The organism is Allorhizobium sonneratiae (assembly GCF_023700755.1).
Classification (GTDB): Bacteria; Pseudomonadota; Alphaproteobacteria; order Rhizobiales; family Rhizobiaceae; genus Allorhizobium; species Allorhizobium sonneratiae.
The window spans coordinates 314,464-331,553 of the sequence record NZ_JAMKOJ010000004.1; the positions used below are offsets into that span (position 1 = coordinate 314,464).

Below are 17,090 nucleotides of genomic sequence, written 5' to 3' on the forward strand. Positions count from 1 at the left end.
TTCCCGGATTCGGCAAGCTGCCGTGCGTCGACGTAACACCGTCTGCGTTTAACTCTGCAATTGCCGGGAAAAGTCGCAAATATCACACATAAGATCTGCTATCGATGCCACGAAAGCAGACGGCCGATCATTTCGGTACACCACGCTATATGGGATAGGCGGTAGAACAGGTCGCGTCGGAATAACGACGAGTTTTCCTTCATCTACCAGTGGCCGGAAGCATTGGCGTGGCAGGTAAGAAATACCCACTCCTGCGACCGTCAGACCGAGTAGAGCCATTAAGTTGTCGCTAATGAGCGACTGATTGAACATCAAGCCCTGCGACCGCATCCATCTGTTATAAAATAGACCGGTTCCAGATTGCCCTCCTTGCAGAACCGCAGGATATGCGGCCAGTTGCTCAAGGGTCAGTGCTTCGTCGGTCTTTACAAGGCCAGGACGCGCCATCCAAACATTCGATACATCCGCGAGACGTACATACGTAACGTCCTCGGACGGAAAGACTTCGGGCACAACAATCAAATCCAGATCGCTATCTTTGAGCATGTCATCAAGGGTTCGACTTGTTGCTACAATAGGCTCGAGACTTACGTTCGGATACGTTTCGCGAATGTGTGAGACCAAACGAGGAAACCAGGTGAGAGCGGAAAGCTCGGTGATACCAATTCTTAACCGTCGCGCCGGGGTCTCTTCCGAGGATTTCAGTTCAAGAACTCGGTCATGTAGTTTGAGCATTTCCAGGCCTAGAGCCAGAAGATGCTCGCCTTTTTCCGTCAACTTGGCTCCTCTTTGATTCCGATCGAAAACCGCAAGGCCCGCGGTTATCTCGAGTTCCTGAATTCTCTTCGAAATGGCCGATTGGGTCGTGTTCAAGCGAGCCGCCGCTCGTTCGAATGTCCCGAGCTGCGAGATCCAGTAGACGGCTTCCATTTGTTTCAGAGTGATAAGGGTCACGGTATCATTCCAAATAGCGATTTCCTGGAATTCCTTTTAATCTGTTTTTCGCATGACCGAAAGACCCTATTGCTTGTTCAACGACGACGTGACCTCCAATGAAAAGGTACCCTCTGTGTCAACAACTCTCGCTCACCGAGTAACCCAAATGAAGCCTTCAGCCAGCATCGCGGCGAAGAAGAAGGTAACAGAACTTCAGGCCGCAGGTCATCAGATCATCGATTTTACAGTTGGCGAACCCGATCTCGACACGCCGGCCCATATCGTAGACGCTGCAATTCAAGCGATGCGGCACGGTGAGACCCACTATACGGCTACACCCGGCACGCCGGCCCTTCGCGCCGCAATCGTTGGAAAACTGCGCCGCGAGAACGGGCTGCAATATGGTTCAGAAAACATTGTTGTTGGAAGTGGTGCTAAACAAATAATTCTATCCGCTTTCGAGGCAACGCTGAATGAGGGCGACGAGGTCATCGTGCCCGCACCTTTCTGGGTGTCCTACCCAGACATGGTGAAGCTCTACGATGGAAAGCCAGTCATCGTCGTTTGTCCGGAAAAGGACGGCTTTAAGCTGACCGCCGAAGCCCTCGAAGCGGCTATTACACCGAAAACACGCTGGCTGGTCCTGAATTCCCCCAACAATCCGACCGGTTCTGTCTATAATCGCCATGAAATCAATGCATTGGCGGATGTTTTGGCACGTCATCCGCAGGTTATGGTGCTCACCGACGATATCTATGAGCATATCATGTTCGATAACGCCGAGTTCGTTAACGTCGTCCAATGCGCGCCAAACCTGTTTGATCGGACGCTTGTGGTGAACGGATTGTCCAAGAGCTTTGCCATGACCGGATGGCGGGTCGGTTATGGTGCAGGACCGGTTGATCTCGTCAGTGCGATTGTGAAATTGCTCGGTCAGAGCACCACCTGTGCCAGTTCCATCTCACAGGCGGCAGCGGTTGCAGCACTGGACGGAAAACAGACGTTCGTCACCAATTCCTGCGCCGAATATCTGAAGCGGCGAGATCGGATGCTGGAACTTATAGGCGAAATTCCTGGCATTTCGGTCACAAAGCCACAGGGCGCTTTCTATCTTTACCCTTCGGTCGCTGGACTGATTGGACGCACCACGCCTGACGGGAAGACTTTGCAGACCGACCTCGACGTATCGATCTACCTTTTGGAGGAGGCGAAAGTCGCAGTGCTCGATGGCGCGGCTTACGGGTTGTCGCCCTATCTGCGGTTATCATTCGCGACGTCCCTATCGGCGATCGAAGCAGGATGCGCCCAGATTGCGGAAGCCGTTTCAAAGCTACGCTGATTTTCATTCCTTATAGAGATGGCGTTGTATCTAATAATATCTCTTTACGGACTTTTGGAAGATACTAACGTCGTAAAGAACACCGTGAACTGAAGGCAACTACAATGGTCGAGATCAAGAAGAACCCCAGCCCTGTGCAGGCAGATCCTGCTCTTCTCGAAGGCTTTCGTACTGCAGCGACCGCCGTCATCAGCGATAATCTGCAACGCCTTCCAGGCGTTGCCGGCTTGCAGCCGTATCATAATCACGGCGGCGTCATGGTTGGTACGGCCTTTACCGTCAAAACGCGCCCCGGCGACAACCTCGCCATTCACAAAGCCTTGGAACATGTTCGTCCCGGCGACGTCATCGTCGTCGACGGCGGTGGTGACTTGAACCGCGCCCTGATCGGCGAAATCATGGTGAACATCGCCATCTGGAAGAAGGCAGCTGGTTTGGTAATCGATGGCGCAATTCGGGATGTCGGCGCCATCGCTGGCCTCGGCCTGCCCTGTTTTGCCCGCAGCGTCATCCACAAGGGGCCATACAAGGACGGGCCGGGTGAGATCAATGTCCCGGTATCCGTCGGTGGTATGGTCATCCAACCTGGCGACATAGTCGTTGGCGACGAAGACGGAGTGGTGGCGTTTCCGCAAGATATTGCCGCCGAGCTTCTCAACGCTGTGAAGGCGCAGGAAGCACGTGAAGCCGAAATGATCAGGTCAATCCACGAGGGCACGTACAAGGGGACCTACGGCAAGCCCGCCACTGCCGCTCGATAAACCATAAAACTTAAAAGAGCTTTGCCAAGAAGCCACTCACCTAAACCGAACCAGAGGGAATGAACATGATTTCTTTGAAGACAATTTGCGGCGCTACCGTTCTTTCCGTAATGGCCTTGACTGCGGCAAAAGCTGATGAACTCGCCGACATCAAAGCCAAGGGCACACTCGTCTGCGGCACGATGGGCACGTTCGAGCCCTTCAGCTTTCAGGACCCGAAAACCCGCGAAACCGTCGGTTATGAAATCGACCTTTGCCAGAAGGTCGCCGACGCGATTGGCGTGAAGCTCAAACTGAAGCTTCTGGCCGTCGAAGCTCGCATTCCGGAATTGACCCAGGGTCGCGTTGACATTCTCTCCGCTGCCATGGGTTATTCCGACGTGCGAGCCAAGCAGATCGATTACAGCCTGACTTCATTTGTCAGTCGTCAGATGTTCATGACGAAAGCGGGCAGCGGGATCAACAAGATCGCCGATCTCAAGACTGACAAGATCAGCGCCCCCAAGGGTTCAAGTTCGGAGAAGTATGTGCGCGCCCTTCTGCCAGACGCAACGCTCCTGACGTTCCAGGATCCGCCTAGCGCATTCCTCGCTCTGCAGCAGTCCAAGGTCAAGGCACTTATCCTGTCTGAATTGGCGCTCAAACAGTTTCAGGCTCAGGCCGGAGACGGCCTGGAGTTCATCAAAGAGCCGGCTGCCATCGAATACTGGGGCCTGACTGTCCGCAAGGGTGAACCAGCGCTGCTTGCAGTGGCCAATAAGACACTCAGGGATCTGGAGGCTTCCGGTGAAGCCCAGAAGATCTTCGACAAGTGGATCGGCAAGGACTCGCCCTACAAGCTCGAGCGCACCTTCACCTTGGATAAGCCGGTCAGAAATCCTGTTCTCGCCGAAGTCAAGTAACTGACAATTACCGCATTGGCCCGGATATTTTAAATAATATACGGGCTTATTCGGTTCAGATGAGGAGCGCTCGCATGGCCTACTCGTTCGATTTCTCGTCGGTTCTCTCCGGCGATCATCTTCATTGGCTAATAGACGGCCTGATTCTGACGCTTGAACTGACAGTCTGTTGTTGGCTGCTGGCCTTTGCTTGGGCGGTCGTGTTGCTGATATTGCGCAACTCCACCTTCAAGCCTGCAGAATGGTTCGTTGCCGCATTCGTAGAAGTTCACCAGAACATTCCCCTGCTGGTGCAGGTCCTTTTCTGGTATTTCGCAATGCCGGAATTTTTCCCCGAGGCGATCCGGACCTGGATCAACGAGCGTAATAGTGAATTCATCCTGGCGATGTTTGCCGTGGCGTTTTGCATGTCTGCCTATATGTCAGAGGCGCTCCGCAGCGGGATGCGTGCTATACCTCACACGCAATACGAGGCAGGTCGCGTTCTCGGCTTCGGTTACTTGCGGACGATGCGATACATCGTGTTACCCCAGGCGATCAAGCACGCTATTCCGCCATTACTCAACTATTCGCTGCTTTTATTCAAGAATACCAGCATAGCGATGGCGATCGGCGTGCACGAACTCACGTACCAGAGCCGGGAGATCGAGAACGATACTTTTCGCACCTTCGAAACTTTTGCAGTCGTGACAGTTATCTATATGGCCATATCGTTCCTGATCATGATGGCTGGCGCTGCTTACGAGCGCCGTCAACTCGTGCCAACGCGGTGAGGAACAGCCATGATTGACGTAATTCGTGACAATTGGCTGCTTTTGTTGATCGGCCAGTATCCCAATGGCCCGTTGGGTGGACTCGTAGCAACCCTGCTGATCGCAATAACAGGCCTGCTTCTCGCTCTCCCCTGCGCGATGTTGCTGGCACTCGGCCGGATCAGCCCATACCGAGGCTTCCGCTTACCTGCGAGCGCGATCGTTCAGACGCTACGTGGCACGCCCTTCATCATGGTGATCTTCTGGAGCTATTTCGCGCTACCGTGGCTCATAGGTAGGCCAATTAGCGGCTTCTGGACCTTGGTGGGCGCTTTGGTCATATACGAGGCGGCCTATCTGGCAGAGGTTATCCGTGCTGGTATTCTTGCTTTGCCCAGAGGGCAGACGGAGGCGGCGCGTTCACTCGGCCTCGGTTACTGGAGGACGATGATCTACGTCATTCTCCCGCAAGCACTCTATAACTCTCTGCCCAGTCTTCTCAGCCAGTTCATTTCCTTAATCAAGGAAACCTCACTCGGTTACGTGATCAGCGTGAACGAATTCACTTTCGCGGCAGCTCAGGTCAATACAGCACTTCTGACAAAGCCCGTGCAGGTCTTTTCGATCCTCGCAATCACATACTTCTTGCTCTGCTTCTCGTTGACCGAGACGGCACGTTTCATCGAACGCCGTATCTCACGGCGCCGCAAGGGGCAAGGAACTGCTCAGGCAAACCCTAGCCCCATCATCAACCCGCTCACGACGGAGCCGGCCCCATGATCGAATTCCAAAATGTCAACAAGTGGTATGGAAACTATCAGTGCCTGACGAATGTCTCGGCCACCGTGCCGAAGGGACAGGTTGTCGTACTGTGCGGACCTTCCGGTTCGGGCAAGACTACGCTGATACGTACGATAAACCGACTGGAGGAAATCCAGAATGGCAACATCATCGTCGACGGTCGTAACGTGCATGAGAAAAAACTCGATGTTAATGAGTTACGAATGTCGATCGGTTTCGTCTTTCAGCAGTTCAATCTCTTTCCGCACATGTCGGTGATGGACAATCTGACGCTTGCGCCCCGAAAGATCCGGGGACTTTCGAAAGAGGAGGCCATCGAGAACGCGAAAAAGCTTCTTGACCGCGTGGGACTCGCATCGAAGGCCGAAAGCTATCCGGGACAACTCTCAGGCGGCCAAAGCCAGCGTGTGGCGATCGCCCGTGCGCTTGCTATGGAACCTCCGATCATCTTGTTTGATGAACCGACCAGCGCTCTGGACCCGGAAATGGTCGGCGAGGTCCTGTCCGTCATGAAGAGCCTTGCCCATAGCGGCATGACGATGATGTGCGTGACACACGAGATGGGTTTTGCGCGCGACGTTGCAGATCGTGTGTGGTTCCTGGATGGTGGCGTCATCCTGGAGGATAGCACGCCTGAGGAATTCTTCACGAACCCGCAGCATCCAAGGGCGAAGCAGTTCCTCTCCGACATCAGGCACTGATCCGATGCGGTCTTCTTCTGATGTTTCGGGTACGATGCCAGTCGCCATTGTGGGCGCCGGGGTCATCGGGCTTTCTCTTGCGGTTCAATTGCAGCGCGAAGGTCAAAGGGTCACAGTCATCGATGCAGGTGAGCCTGGAGGGGGAGCATCCTACGGTAACGCCGGCTTTATCAGTCAGGGAAGCATTTTTCCGCCAGCCTCCCTTTCTCTTCTCAAAAAGTTGCCCTCAATGCTTTTGGACCCGGATAGCCCGTTGGTGATCCGGCCATCCTATCTCACCCATCTCCTGCCGTGGGGTCTACGGCTCCTCCTGGCCCTTCGCACGCCAAGGCTCCGTCGGATTATCGAGGCGCTAGCGGCAATGAATCGACAAGCCATACCAACCTACCGCAATCTTCTTTCTGCCGCGCAGGCAGAAGATCTCTTCGTTCAAAAAGGCAGTTTGTTGGTCTGCCGCTACGGCGCGACACTTTCGGAAAAGACTGCTCTGATACCGACGTACCGTGAAAATGGTATTGCGGTCGAAAAAATTGACCGGGATACACTGCTCGGCCTTGAGCCTTCCTTAAGTGCTGATCTCGCCGGCGGCCTTTATTTTCCGACGAATGCACATTGCGTGGATCCTGGAGAATTGTGCCTTCGTTTTGCACGAAGTATAGTTTCTCACGGCGGGCAGATCTTAAGGGCAGAGGTGGCAAGAATCTTCCACGAAGGCGATGCTTGGCGCATAATGACGCCATCCGGAGATTTGTTCGCAAGCCGCATCGTCGTCGCAGCAGGACACCGTTCGGGAAGCCTTCTGACAACTCTCGGTTTGAAAGTTCCGTTGGCATCGGAGCGGGGCTACCATTTGATGTTGCCGACGCCGGGCCTAAAGTTGACGCGGCCTGTCGTCATGGCGGAGCCGTTCTTCGCAGCGACACCGATGCAACATGGTATGAGGTTGGCCGGAACGGTGGAGTTTGCAAATGCTGACGCTCCACCGGATTTCCGACGCTCCACAAACCTCTATAAGCTGGCATTACCCTACTTACCAGGGCTCAAGAATGACGACGAAGCAACATGGATGGGCATTCGCCCGTCTCTGCCGGACGCTTTGCCTGCAATAGGTCGATCATTCACGCATCCCGATCTTTACTACTCCTTTGGCCACCAGCACGTGGGCTTGACCCAAGCAGCCGCCTCCGCGCAGCTTCTTACAGATGTTATCCTGAACCGGCCAAGCTTTATGGACGCTGCGCCATTCGGCCTGGAGCGGTTCGGATGAAGCTGGATCGTACGTTTAACACCCTTGGAATCGTTGGCTACGGGGCCTTCGGGAAGTTGATAGCACACTATCTTTTCCCGCATTTCGACATCAACGTTTATGATCCGGCGATCGCCGCCGAAGACAATACAGGTATTGATCGGATCAACGTTGTGAATTTGCGTTCGGCGGCCTCTTGCGACATCGTCGTCTTGGCCGTTCCCGTTGCGCGCATGGAAGAAGTCATTCGGGACCTTCTTCCTTACCTCGCTCCTGATGCCATCGTCGTGGACGTAGGATCGGTAAAGATGTCGTCCGTTTCGGCCATGACGCGACTGATACCAGAGACGGTCGAGGTCATCGGGACACATCCACTGTTCGGACCTCAAAGTGCCAAGGCCGGAATAGAAGGGCGGAAAATCGTTGTTTGTCCCGTCCGTGGCCGGCATGCAAGACGTGCCGGGGCCTTCTTCAGAAAGGTCCTTGGACTCAACGTGATATTTGCGAGTCCTGAGAAGCATGACCGCGAAATGGCCGTTGTGCAGGGTATTACGCATTTGGTCGCGAAAGTTCTGGTGGAGATGGAACCGTTACCCACGGCCATGACAACCGCAAGCTTCGATTTTCTCATGGCTGCTGTGGACTTGGTCAGATACGATTCACCCGATGTATTTTGTGCTATTGAGCACGAAAACCCATTTGCATCAGGCGTTCGAACGAACTTCGCCGACATTATCAATGAATACAACCGCCATCCAAGCAAATATTAGCTAACTATCAATATATTTCTTATGTATTCAGTTATCAACACTGAGAATTAACTAATGCAAAAATCTTAGGAACTGGATAAATATTTCAATATTTTGTCTGAAAACGCAGAAAGGGTTCTATGATCAGTTCCACCTAACGATTATGAGTATCTCCTAATGCAATACTGGTTGGACAAGTTGACCGATCTCCCGCGATCCCTGGCGACGAAAGCGTCCTGAAAGACGCTCTGGCAACCTTCACCAACCAAACTGGCTTTGCCGGGTACGCCTATCTCAACATCCAACCAGGCCGCTCTATCGCAATTTCGAACTACCATCCGGAGTGGCAGTACGATTATTTCAAGCGAGACTATTTCGCAATCGATCCGGTTATGCGACGCGCCAAGTCCCTGAAACGAGCCTTCACTTGGGGCGGCGAGCACCATGTACCACGGGCCTCAAAGGCCGAGCGTTCATTCTTCGCGCATGCTGCCGAGTTCGGCATCAGGTCTGGCATCACAGTCCCCATCAAGACGGCATACGGCTCAATCGCGATGTTCACACTTGCCTCAGAGAGGCCTGCAATCGACATGGACCGCGAGATCGACCCTGTCGAAGGTGCATCCGCAGTCGCACAACTCCACGCCCGCATCAATTTCGCTGATCCGACCCCGAGTATCGAAGAGCCGATTGCTCTGGATCCCAAAGGGGCGGCCTATCTGAGTTGGATAGCTGTCGGGAAGACCATGGAGGAGGCAGCGGACCTCGAGGGCGTCAAGTATAACAGCGTTCGCGTCAAAATCGCCGAAACAAAGAAGCGGTTTGACGTGCATACGCTGACCCATCTCACTGCCGTCGCTATCCGCCGAAAGCTGATCTGAGCCTCAGTTCACCGACACTTTCGGAATATGACCAAGAATGGTGACCAGCGTGTTCACCACATACATCTGCGCATGCATCTCCATACAGGACTGGATGTAAGTAAGGTGCTGCGCGCCGCCCGCCCCCTTACCGGATTTGTAGGTGTCGGGCAGAGCCTGGAACAGCCGATCTGCGTTGTCGACCAGACGCAGATGGGTCCGAATAGCATCCACTGTCAAGCTCTCCAGGTCAGCCTTGGGCAGACCCCGCGTCAGCCCGTACACGGGACGCATTTCGAGTTTGTCTTCCGATGTCGGCGCGTCCGGTGTCATTCGATCCAATCTTCGGCTTATCCGCGGTGCGCCCCCGCAAACGTTAATCCCTGATCCCAAGCCGGGGGTTGGAAACTGTACTCGGACAGTCCTGCGACATTTAGTACCGAGGCACCTGGACATACGTCACAGGCCCCCGGCCAAATGGCCAGAGGATTCTGATGTCGAAACGGCCGACATCAACTGCTAGCAGGGGTTTCCACACCCCGAGGCAGAGCCCGTACTGCCTTACCCGCCCTTATAGAGGGCGGACGCTGAATTCGCCAGTGCAAACATGCACATGATCACGTAGGTCGCATAGTGACCTTCGGGGACATCAATGTTATTTGGCACCGATCCCAGAGAGATCGACACGAATGCCCGCCTTGTTGGGATCGTTGCTGCGGGCCACATCCTCGGAAGGCATGCTCGCCTCCAACCCGGCAGAATCTGCAGACACCTCAATCGCGTCGCTCGTTGGCTCGTCCCTACCAGGTTCAGGGGCCTTCACCTCACCAGGGTCCGGCGCGCGGAATACGGCCATTCCCTCGAAATACCCCGTCTGCCAGGCGATGATCGCATCATCGAATACCCGTCTTCGCGGAGAATCGGGACCTTCTTTGCGCCAAATCCGTTCTCGGTCAGCGGACGCAGGGTCATCATCAGGTGGATGTGCGGATTGCCCGGATTGTCGTGGTAGCGACGTATAATTGCGCCCTTGGAAGCCGCTCCTTCGGAACGGCGGGATCATCCACCAAAGTGTCGGCCTTGCCGACGTGCAGATCTGCACATTCCCTCCCAAGGGCATCCGGGAGAATCTGGGCATCGCAAGTGCAACGCCCAGACATCATAGGAGCAACCGGAATGAAGAAACCGTTGTCCAGGATCAGGGAAGAAATCGCCAGGCTGCAGGACCAGCTGAAGCAGGCAGAGACCCTTGAGGCCGAACGGATCGGCCGCATCGCGCTGAAGGCCGGCATTGGTGAGGTTGAGATTGACGAAGCAGATCTTCAAACAGCGTTCGAAGAGATTGCCGAGATGTTTCGCGCAGCAAAGGCAAGGTCGGCTGGAAAGAAACAAGCCGGGGGGAGCAGGACCGGCGGCGAAACATCTGCGCGGCGACGAACAGATCGTCTTCACCGCAGGCAATCCTCCGCTCAGATGCGGGCGCGTGATCTGGTTCCAGCGTGACGACATGAAAGCCTGTGTCGGGCAGAACAGGTTTCATCGTGAAGGTGAGTAAGGTGAATGAGAACCACGCTCGAAGGATTGCGATCTGCTGCCAGCGACCGGCTGGTCCGCGAGAGGATCGCAACCCGCATGGACGAAACCGTCTGGCGGGTTCGTCGGCGCGCTCAAGCGCATAGAGCCGTGCGGCAAAGCCGCCTCGCCCGCCCCCATTTCCTCCGGAAGGGAAAACCATCAGCGAGATGAATCGATCACACCGAACCGATTCATGGAAGTCGTTGGACGCAGGCTCGCGTAGACGCGAGAATCCGGGCATGCAAAACGAGGAAACACGCCCGGTTCATCTTCATCGCATCGACGCTACACAGAATATGCGGCGCTTCTATATGCTCGCGGTTCAGCCGACCCTGTTTGGTGGAGCCTCCATCATCCGTAACTGGGGCCGGATTGGATCCAACGGCCAGACGATGATGGAAATCTGGCGGCGCTCGTTGGCGTTGCACGCGTTCTTCAATTCCGCACGTTATCCTGACAGTCGAGCGTCACTGCGATCGGTCCCCTGGCGACATTGAAGGAGCCCCGGATCTTACAGGAAGAGGTGGTGGTAATTTTAAGGCCCTGTTGACAAAGTATGGCAGCCATATCTTTGCGGCGGCCAGGGCGAGGAATGCCGAGAAGGATATTCGTGGCTTGTCGTATCGGGTCGCAACGCGACGGAACTGCTTGAGACGATTGAACATCCGCTCATTGCGGTTTCGGTCCTTGTAGGCTCGGTAATCGCAGACAAGCGGGTTCTTCCGGTTGGCTTTTGGCGGAATGACCGGCCTGATCCCATGGATCAGGCGTTCTTCACGCAGGAAATCGCCGTCATAGCCTTTGTCAGCAAGGAAGAACCTCGGCTTGCCGACCGGTATCGGCAGCAACTCATGAACGGCGTTGTAATCCGAAGCCTCGCCACCCGCTAGGATGAAGCCGAGAGGGCGTCCTTGACCGTCTGCACGGCGTGGATTTTTGTCGTAAAGCCGCCACGTGATCGACCAAAAGCCTCCTGATAAGTCCCCCTTTGGCGCCCCCAGCCTGAGATTGGCCGCGAACCGTGGTGCTGTCGATCATGTGCCGCCAGTCATCCGTCAGACCCAGTTCGACGAGGGTCTCAAGCAGAGCGTCCCAAACGCCTTGTTCGGCCCAACGGCGGAAGCGCACATAGACCGAATTCCACTTTCCATAGCGCTCATGCATGTCGCGCCAAGGGCAGCCGACCCGAAGAAAACGAGTCTACCACGCGCCGCTCCAAATCGATCTCAAACAGCCAGACGGAAATGCCACTTGACAACGATATAGTCATGCATGATTTTACCGATTGGTAAAAATATTACCAATCGGTACAATCGCTTCAACCAGAAAAGGAACTGAAGATGTCACGCCCACCGCTTCCCCCTTTCACTCGCGAAAGCGCCATCGAAAAGGTTCGGCTGGCCGAAGACGGCTGGAACACTCGAGACGCGGCCAAAGTCGCTCTGGCCTATACGCTCGACACCCGCTGGCGGAACCGCGTCGAGTTCGCGAGCAATCGCGAAGAAGCTCAGGCATTTCTGACACGCAAGTGGAACAAGGAGCACGAATACCGCCTCATAAAGGAGCTTTGGGCTTTCACCGGCAACCGCATCGCGGTACGCTACGCGTATGAATATCGCGACGATGGCGGCCGCTGGTACCGCGCATATGGTAACGAGAACTGGGAATTCGCAGAGGACGGTCTGATGGCGCACAGACACGCGAGCATCAATGAAATGCCGATTGCTGAAAGCGATCGTCTGTTCCACTGGCCTCTTGGCCGTCGGCCGGATGATCACGCCAGCCTCAGCGATCTGGGCCTCTAATCATGGCCCGCATGGTCGCTGAAAGAGCCGACGCCATAGCCCCGTTGGCCGAAGTTTTCCGCGAACATGGCTATGAAGGCGCAAGCCTTGCCTTGATCGGCAAGGCTACCGGTCTCGGCAAGGGTAGCCTCTACCACTTCTTCCCGAACGGAAAGGAAGAGATGGTGCGGGCTGTTCTCGACGAAATCGGCCAATGGTTCGAGGATGCCGTATATTCCCCGTTGCGTAACGAGAGCGATGTTAACGGCGCCATCCGTGAGATGCTCGCCTCGACGGACCAATATTTCAAGTCCGGCAGGCGCGTGTGCCTCGTCGGTGCCTTGGCAGTGGCCAATACGCGTGACCTCTTCGCGCAAGCCATCCGAGGTTATTTCGTAGCTTGGGTGGACGCATTGCAGTCAGCGCTTATTCGGCAGGGCCGTGAAGCCGATCAATCGCGCCTCCTCGCGGAAGAGGCAGTTCTTGCCATACAGGGAGCAATCGTTCTTTCTCGGGCAATGGACGATCCGGCCGTTTTTCAACGGGCTATCGACCAACTCCGGAGACGGTTGGTGATCGAAAGCGATACCTCTAACAACGAAGGCCCAACCGACGTTTCACCGCAAAATGAAGGTCGGCTTGTCTAAGATTGGCGGAGATATCAGCACAACGCGGAGCGGCAGGATTTCGGGCAATCTTGCCACTCCACGAGCGGTCAAAGGCTAGCGGCAAGAGTTTCGGCAAAGCGTCCGCAGGGAGACGGGACAAAACTCTGTCAACCGAGCCTAGACCCTGTCACCATTAGTCCGATCGTGGCGTCCGTCCCAAAGTACGCTTGAAGGCATGAGCAAAGGCGCTTTGGGAATTGTAGCCGACCGCGGCGGCGACCGTGGCCACTGTTTGGTTCTCCTTGAGTTTCTGCTGCGCCAGAACCATGCGCCAGCGGGTAAGGTAGTCGAGAGGCGGTCGACCGACACGCTCGGTGAACCGTTTCGTGAAGGCCGAGCGTGACATGCCGACCTCCGACGCCAGCATTGGCACTGTCCAGCGGTACGCGACATCGGCGTGCAGCAATCTGAGCGCCTTGCCGATCCTCGGGTCCGCCAGCGCGGTGATGTGGCCACGAAAGCGCGGACGGCCGCAATGACAAGAATTTCCGCCAATCGCTCGGCGGCGAGCGAACTGCCTAGTTCCGCGCAGGCCACCTCCGTCCTTAGTGCATTCAGCGTTCTCGCGACAGCCTCGGCGGTGGACGATGTCGGATCGACGCGCAGAAATTTCGGCAGCGCGTCCAGAACGAATGCGGCGCTGCCATCGGCAAAGCCGCTGCCGCCGCCTAGCAGCGCCGTTTCGTTTGCAGCGCCTAGGCGCACGAGGTCCTGTCCCGGCGCAGCGAAGAGCGGCATTCCATCCATCGGTTCGACCGCCGGATCACTCGCCACCGTGTAGCGCGTGTCACTGATGAGAACCAAATCACCTTCCATAAGTGCTTGCGGCGAATGCTTCGGAAGCAGAAGCCAGCATCGACCTCGTGTGACGGTGACGAACTTCAATCTCATTCGCCCGTCGAAGTCCAGTGCCCAGTCTCCCGCCGCTTCGAGTCCGGTCCCGCGAATGCTCCGCGCACCCAGAGCCGCAAGAACCTCGGAGAATGGATCGGCAATTATTCTGGCGGATCGCGACAAAGACATGGCCATTCGAGCATAGATCATCCGATCTCCGCTGTATAGAACTTGCTTCTCATTGCAAAGGACGGAGCCCCTATAATGACCATAGAGAACAAGATCGTCGCCATCACAGGAGCCGGACGCGGTATTGGCCGGGCGACAGCTATTCATCTTGCAGCGCGCGGCGCGCGTCTTGTGCTCGGTGCACGAAGCGAAGCGGAAATCGCGACTGTAGCAGGAGAGATAGAAGCGGCAGGCGGCAAAGCCGTTTACCGGGCCATCGACGTTACCAGACCTATGTATCTGGAGGTTCTGGTCAAACTTGCTTGCGAGCGCTTCGGGCGGCTTGATGTCATCATCAACAATGCGGGTATCGGCCCGCTCTCTCGTTTTGACGCGCTGAAGGTGGATGACTGGGACGCCATGATCGACGTGAATCTGAAGGGCGCGCTCTACGGCATCGCTGCGGCTTTGCCCGTGTTCAAGCACCAGGACCCCGAGACCACGCATGCGCAAGAGCGCCAAGGCGGTGACCGGCGACGTCCTCAAGCGATTGCTGGCCACCTGCCATACAGACAGTCTGAAGGACCTTCGCGATCGAGCGATCCTGATGGTGGCCTTCGCCTCCGGCGGTCGACGCCGCAGCGAGGTTGCGGGGCTTCGCAAGGAACAACTGACCGTGGAAGCTCCCGTTCCTGTTGATGGCGGCGTTCAGCTCCCCTCGCTCTCCATCCATCTGGGACGCACCAAGACCAGCGGTGGTGACAATGACGAAGTGGTCTATCTCACTGGTCGGCCCGTCGAGGCACTGAATACCTGGATGGCTGCTGCGCGCATTGAACGCGGCAGTGTGTTCCGGGGGATCGATCGCTGGGGCAATGTCTCACAACGTGCGCTGGATCCGAAGGCTACCAACGATATCGTCAAGCAGCGCGCGCTTTTGGCGGGATTGGATCCGGCGGAATTTTCCGCCCATGGTCTGCGATCAGGCTATCTCACCGAAGCGGCCAATCGCGGCATTCCGTTGCCGGAGGCGATGGAGCAGTCGCGCCATCGATCCGTGCAGCAGGCGTCAGAATATTACAACAGCGCCACTAGGCGGAGTGGTAGGGCTGCAAGGCTGATGGATTGAAAGGGCACTGTAAACTTACCGCCGATCGGCGTGCTCGGCTAGCTGCCCTAGGTAAGTCTTGCGTCTCTTAGGCATGCTTTTCCGCAATCGCTCTTCCATCCGGCTTCGGGGTCCGGCTTTGCAGAAGTTCGCCACGTTCTTCAAGAACGGGATAGGCCGCAGCAGCCACAAGGTGCGAGTTTATCTGCTTCAGGTCGCGCACAAGGTCGAGGTGAAGCGAACTGGTTTCCATCGTTGCGATACTGCCCTCGCGAAGCCTCTGGAAATGGGCCTCCGTCCCTTCCCGCTCTGCCTTCCGAAACAGGACCTTTTCATCTGCCAGCAGGCGGGCAGCCCGTTCGTCCTGCGTCATGAACAGAGCGGCCGCGGTCTGCAGATTGGCGATCAGGCGATCGAACAGTCGCGACAACTCTACCTGCCCCTCCCTGGAAAAGTTCAGGCCCCGGCGCAGACGTTTGGCCAGATGCGGCAGCAGGTTCTGATCGAGCACATCGCCGGCATGCTCCATGTTCATGGAGAACAGCAGGATCTCGTTCAGCCGTCGCTTGTCGGCGTCGCCAAGTTCGTCAGGATCGATGGAGGTGAGGTAGGTTTTGACTGCGGTGTTGAGGCTATCGAGGACGTTGTCCTTGGCCCGCAATGCCGACAGTGCCTTGCGGTCCGTGTTGGAAAGCGCGGCCTTCGCACCCGTCAGCATCTCCGTCAGGACATCGACCAGCCGCAGTGTTTCGCGCGCGGCTGCCCCAAGCGCGACGACGGGCGTTTCACGCGCCGCCGGGTCGAGATACCGCGGTCGCGCCGGATCTGCCTCGTCGATCTTGCGGGGAAACATCTTGGTCAGCAGATCCGCATAGGGCGCCAGGAACGGCAGGAACAGCGCGGCGAGCACGAGATTGAAGGCCGTGTGGAAGTTGGCGACGGCGCGCGCGCTGTCATCGTCAATCATCGCCGACAAGCGGGCGATCGGCGACAACAGGGGCAGAACGACCGCAACCCCGATGATACGGGTGATCAGGTTTCCGATCGGCAACCGCTTATGCGACAGATCCGATCCCGAGTGGCCCTCGACGACGGGATTGACCGCAGTGCCGAGATTGGCACCAAGAACAAGCGCGAAGGCCTGTTCCGGCTGAATCAGTCCCTTGCTGGCCAGCGATACGATCAGCAGGACGACGGCGACGCTGGAATGCGCAGCCCATGTCAGAACGGCAGCCAATAGAACGCTGAGCACCGGCGTCGCGGAGATCGCGGCGAGCACGGAGGATAGTGCGTTCGAACCTTCATATTGGGTCATGAGGTCCAAGAGCTGGTGGAGCGCCAGCAGCATGAAGCCGAGTCCGATGACGACACGGCCGAGATCATGGATCTGCGGGTTGGAAACACGGCGGAACATCAAGACGCCGATGAGGATCAACGCAGGCGACACAGCCGAAACGTCAAAGGACAGTACTTGAACGATCAGGGTTGTGCCAACATTTGCCCCAAGCATCACGGCCAGCGCCGGCACCAGATCGACGAGGCCACCCGCTGCAAAGCCCGATGCCATCAGTCCCGTGGCGGTACTACTCTGCAGGATTGCAGTGACGCCCATGCCTGCGAAGAACGCCCTCACCCGATTATTCAGCGCATGACCAAGGAATGAACGCAGGTCAGGACCGAACGCTCGCTGAATGCCTGTCTGAACCATTCGCGTGCCCCAGAGCAAAAGGGCAATGTGCCCCGCGAGCGTGACCAAGCCAATCAGCAAAGCCATGGTGATCCCTTCGATTGAGCAGGCTGTCCGGCAGCTTTCGCCGCCATGCAGAATCGTAACGTTTCGTTAGCTGACTATGTTTCTTCCGAATAACCGCTAATGCAAGCCAGATTTTCATAAAACCGTCATATA

16 protein-coding genes and 8 pseudogenes are annotated in these 17,090 nt (G+C 56.3%); 16 read left to right on the forward strand and 8 right to left on the reverse strand.

Annotated elements, in window-relative coordinates; genetic code table 11:
* Window positions 1–48: 48 nt before the first annotated feature.
* A complete protein-coding gene (locus tag NAC44_RS09715) occupies window positions 49–954 on the reverse strand; it encodes a LysR family transcriptional regulator (RefSeq protein WP_250940226.1) in 906 nt (301 codons plus the stop codon).
* Window positions 955–1,102: 148 nt separating this feature from the next.
* On the opposite strand from NAC44_RS09715, the gene NAC44_RS09720 reads away from it, so the two are divergent.
* From NAC44_RS09720 to traR, 9 genes and pseudogenes are all read left to right on the forward strand, one after another.
* Window positions 1,103–2,275, forward strand: coding sequence for an aminotransferase class I/II-fold pyridoxal phosphate-dependent enzyme (locus NAC44_RS09720; protein WP_274706847.1), 1,173 nt, complete (start codon window positions 1,103–1,105; stop codon window positions 2,273–2,275).
* A 104-nt stretch (window positions 2,276–2,379) separates the two neighbouring features.
* Window positions 2,380–3,036, forward strand: coding sequence for an RraA family protein (locus tag NAC44_RS09725; RefSeq protein ID WP_250940228.1), 657 nt, complete (start codon window positions 2,380–2,382; stop codon window positions 3,034–3,036).
* A gap of 65 nt (window positions 3,037–3,101) precedes the next feature.
* The gene (locus NAC44_RS09730; RefSeq protein ID WP_250940230.1) at window positions 3,102–3,938 is read left to right on the forward strand and encodes an ABC transporter substrate-binding protein; all 837 of its coding nucleotides are present in this window, start codon (window positions 3,102–3,104) and stop codon (window positions 3,936–3,938) included.
* A gap of 74 nt (window positions 3,939–4,012) precedes the next feature.
* Entirely contained in the window at window positions 4,013–4,711 is a 699-nt protein-coding gene (locus NAC44_RS09735; protein WP_250940232.1) for an amino acid ABC transporter permease, read from the forward strand.
* A gap of 9 nt (window positions 4,712–4,720) precedes the next feature.
* Window positions 4,721–5,470, forward strand: a complete 750-nt coding sequence (locus NAC44_RS09740; RefSeq protein WP_250940233.1) for an amino acid ABC transporter permease — start codon at window positions 4,721–4,723, stop codon at window positions 5,468–5,470.
* Complete coding sequence (locus NAC44_RS09745; protein WP_250940235.1) at window positions 5,467–6,192, forward strand: amino acid ABC transporter ATP-binding protein; 726 nt, start codon at window positions 5,467–5,469, stop codon at window positions 6,190–6,192. The genes NAC44_RS09740 and NAC44_RS09745 overlap by 4 nt, the downstream gene beginning before the upstream one ends.
* A 34-nt stretch (window positions 6,193–6,226) precedes the next feature.
* Window positions 6,227–7,459, forward strand: coding sequence for an NAD(P)/FAD-dependent oxidoreductase (locus NAC44_RS09750; RefSeq protein WP_250940237.1), 1,233 nt, complete (start codon window positions 6,227–6,229; stop codon window positions 7,457–7,459).
* Window positions 7,456–8,208: a prephenate dehydrogenase gene (locus tag NAC44_RS09755; protein WP_250940239.1), complete on the forward strand. Its 753-nt coding sequence runs from the start codon at window positions 7,456–7,458 to the stop codon at window positions 8,206–8,208. The genes NAC44_RS09750 and NAC44_RS09755 overlap by 4 nt, the downstream gene beginning before the upstream one ends.
* Before the next feature lie 156 nt (window positions 8,209–8,364).
* Window positions 8,365–9,068, forward strand: a pseudogene (gene traR / locus NAC44_RS09760) (autoinducer-binding transcriptional regulator TraR).
* Window positions 9,069–9,071: 3 nt separating this feature from the next.
* Here traR and NAC44_RS09765 read toward each other — a convergent pair.
* The 3 genes and pseudogenes from NAC44_RS09765 to NAC44_RS21435 form a co-directional block, all read right to left on the reverse strand.
* Window positions 9,072–9,380, reverse strand: coding sequence for a transcriptional repressor TraM (locus NAC44_RS09765; protein WP_250940240.1), 309 nt, complete (start codon window positions 9,378–9,380; stop codon window positions 9,072–9,074).
* Between the two features lie 322 nt (window positions 9,381–9,702).
* Window positions 9,703–9,954, reverse strand: a pseudogene (locus NAC44_RS21430) (lysozyme family protein); the annotation flags it as partial.
* Window positions 9,921–10,058 (reverse strand): annotated as a pseudogene (locus NAC44_RS21435) (MobA/MobL family protein); the annotation flags it as partial. The pseudogenes NAC44_RS21430 and NAC44_RS21435, both read right to left, overlap by 34 nt.
* A 165-nt stretch (window positions 10,059–10,223) precedes the next feature.
* Here NAC44_RS21435 and traC point away from each other — a divergent pair.
* The 3 genes and pseudogenes from traC to NAC44_RS21440 all read left to right on the forward strand — a co-directional run bounded on the left by traC (window position 10,224) and on the right by NAC44_RS21440 (window position 11,119).
* Entirely contained in the window at window positions 10,224–10,550 is a 327-nt protein-coding gene (gene traC, locus NAC44_RS09775) for a conjugal transfer protein TraC (RefSeq protein ID WP_250940243.1), read from the forward strand.
* Window positions 10,525–10,602 (forward strand): annotated as a pseudogene (locus tag NAC44_RS09780) (hypothetical protein); the annotation flags it as partial. The gene traC and the pseudogene NAC44_RS09780, both read left to right, overlap by 26 nt.
* Before the next feature lie 259 nt (window positions 10,603–10,861).
* Window positions 10,862–11,119: a WGR domain-containing protein gene (locus NAC44_RS21440; RefSeq protein WP_420839911.1), complete on the forward strand. Its 258-nt coding sequence runs from the start codon at window positions 10,862–10,864 to the stop codon at window positions 11,117–11,119.
* Between the two features lie 45 nt (window positions 11,120–11,164).
* Here NAC44_RS21440 and NAC44_RS21445 read toward each other — a convergent pair.
* Window positions 11,165–11,813 (reverse strand): annotated as a pseudogene (locus NAC44_RS21445) (IS5 family transposase); the annotation flags it as partial.
* A gap of 149 nt (window positions 11,814–11,962) precedes the next feature.
* Between NAC44_RS21445 and NAC44_RS09800 the strand changes: the two are divergent.
* On the forward strand, window positions 11,963–12,427 hold the full coding sequence (locus NAC44_RS09800; RefSeq protein WP_058321991.1) for a nuclear transport factor 2 family protein: 465 nt from the start codon (window positions 11,963–11,965) through the stop codon (window positions 12,425–12,427).
* 2 nt (window positions 12,428–12,429) lie between these two features.
* A complete protein-coding gene (locus NAC44_RS09805) occupies window positions 12,430–13,053 on the forward strand; it encodes a TetR/AcrR family transcriptional regulator (protein ID WP_250940247.1) in 624 nt (207 codons plus the stop codon).
* A 154-nt stretch (window positions 13,054–13,207) separates the two neighbouring features.
* On the opposite strand, the gene NAC44_RS09810 is transcribed toward NAC44_RS09805, so the two are convergent.
* Window positions 13,208–13,480: a helix-turn-helix transcriptional regulator gene (locus tag NAC44_RS09810; RefSeq protein ID WP_250940250.1), complete on the reverse strand. Its 273-nt coding sequence runs from the start codon at window positions 13,478–13,480 to the stop codon at window positions 13,208–13,210.
* Window positions 13,481–13,587: 107 nt separating this feature from the next.
* Window positions 13,588–14,244, reverse strand: a pseudogene (locus tag NAC44_RS21450) (cupin domain-containing protein); the annotation flags it as partial.
* Between NAC44_RS21450 and NAC44_RS09820 the strand changes: the two are divergent.
* Both NAC44_RS09820 and NAC44_RS09825 read left to right on the forward strand, forming a co-directional pair.
* Window positions 14,173–14,553, forward strand: a pseudogene (locus tag NAC44_RS09820) (SDR family oxidoreductase); the annotation flags it as partial. The pseudogenes NAC44_RS21450 and NAC44_RS09820 sit on opposite strands and share 72 nt — an antisense overlap.
* 13 nt (window positions 14,554–14,566) lie before the next feature.
* Window positions 14,567–15,205 (forward strand): annotated as a pseudogene (locus NAC44_RS09825) (site-specific integrase); the annotation flags it as partial.
* A 67-nt stretch (window positions 15,206–15,272) separates the two neighbouring features.
* On the opposite strand, the gene NAC44_RS09830 reads toward NAC44_RS09825, so the two are convergent.
* On the reverse strand, window positions 15,273–16,958 hold the full coding sequence (locus NAC44_RS09830; protein WP_250940254.1) for a Na/Pi cotransporter family protein: 1,686 nt from the start codon (window positions 16,956–16,958) through the stop codon (window positions 15,273–15,275).
* Between the last annotated feature and the right edge of the window lie 132 nt (window positions 16,959–17,090).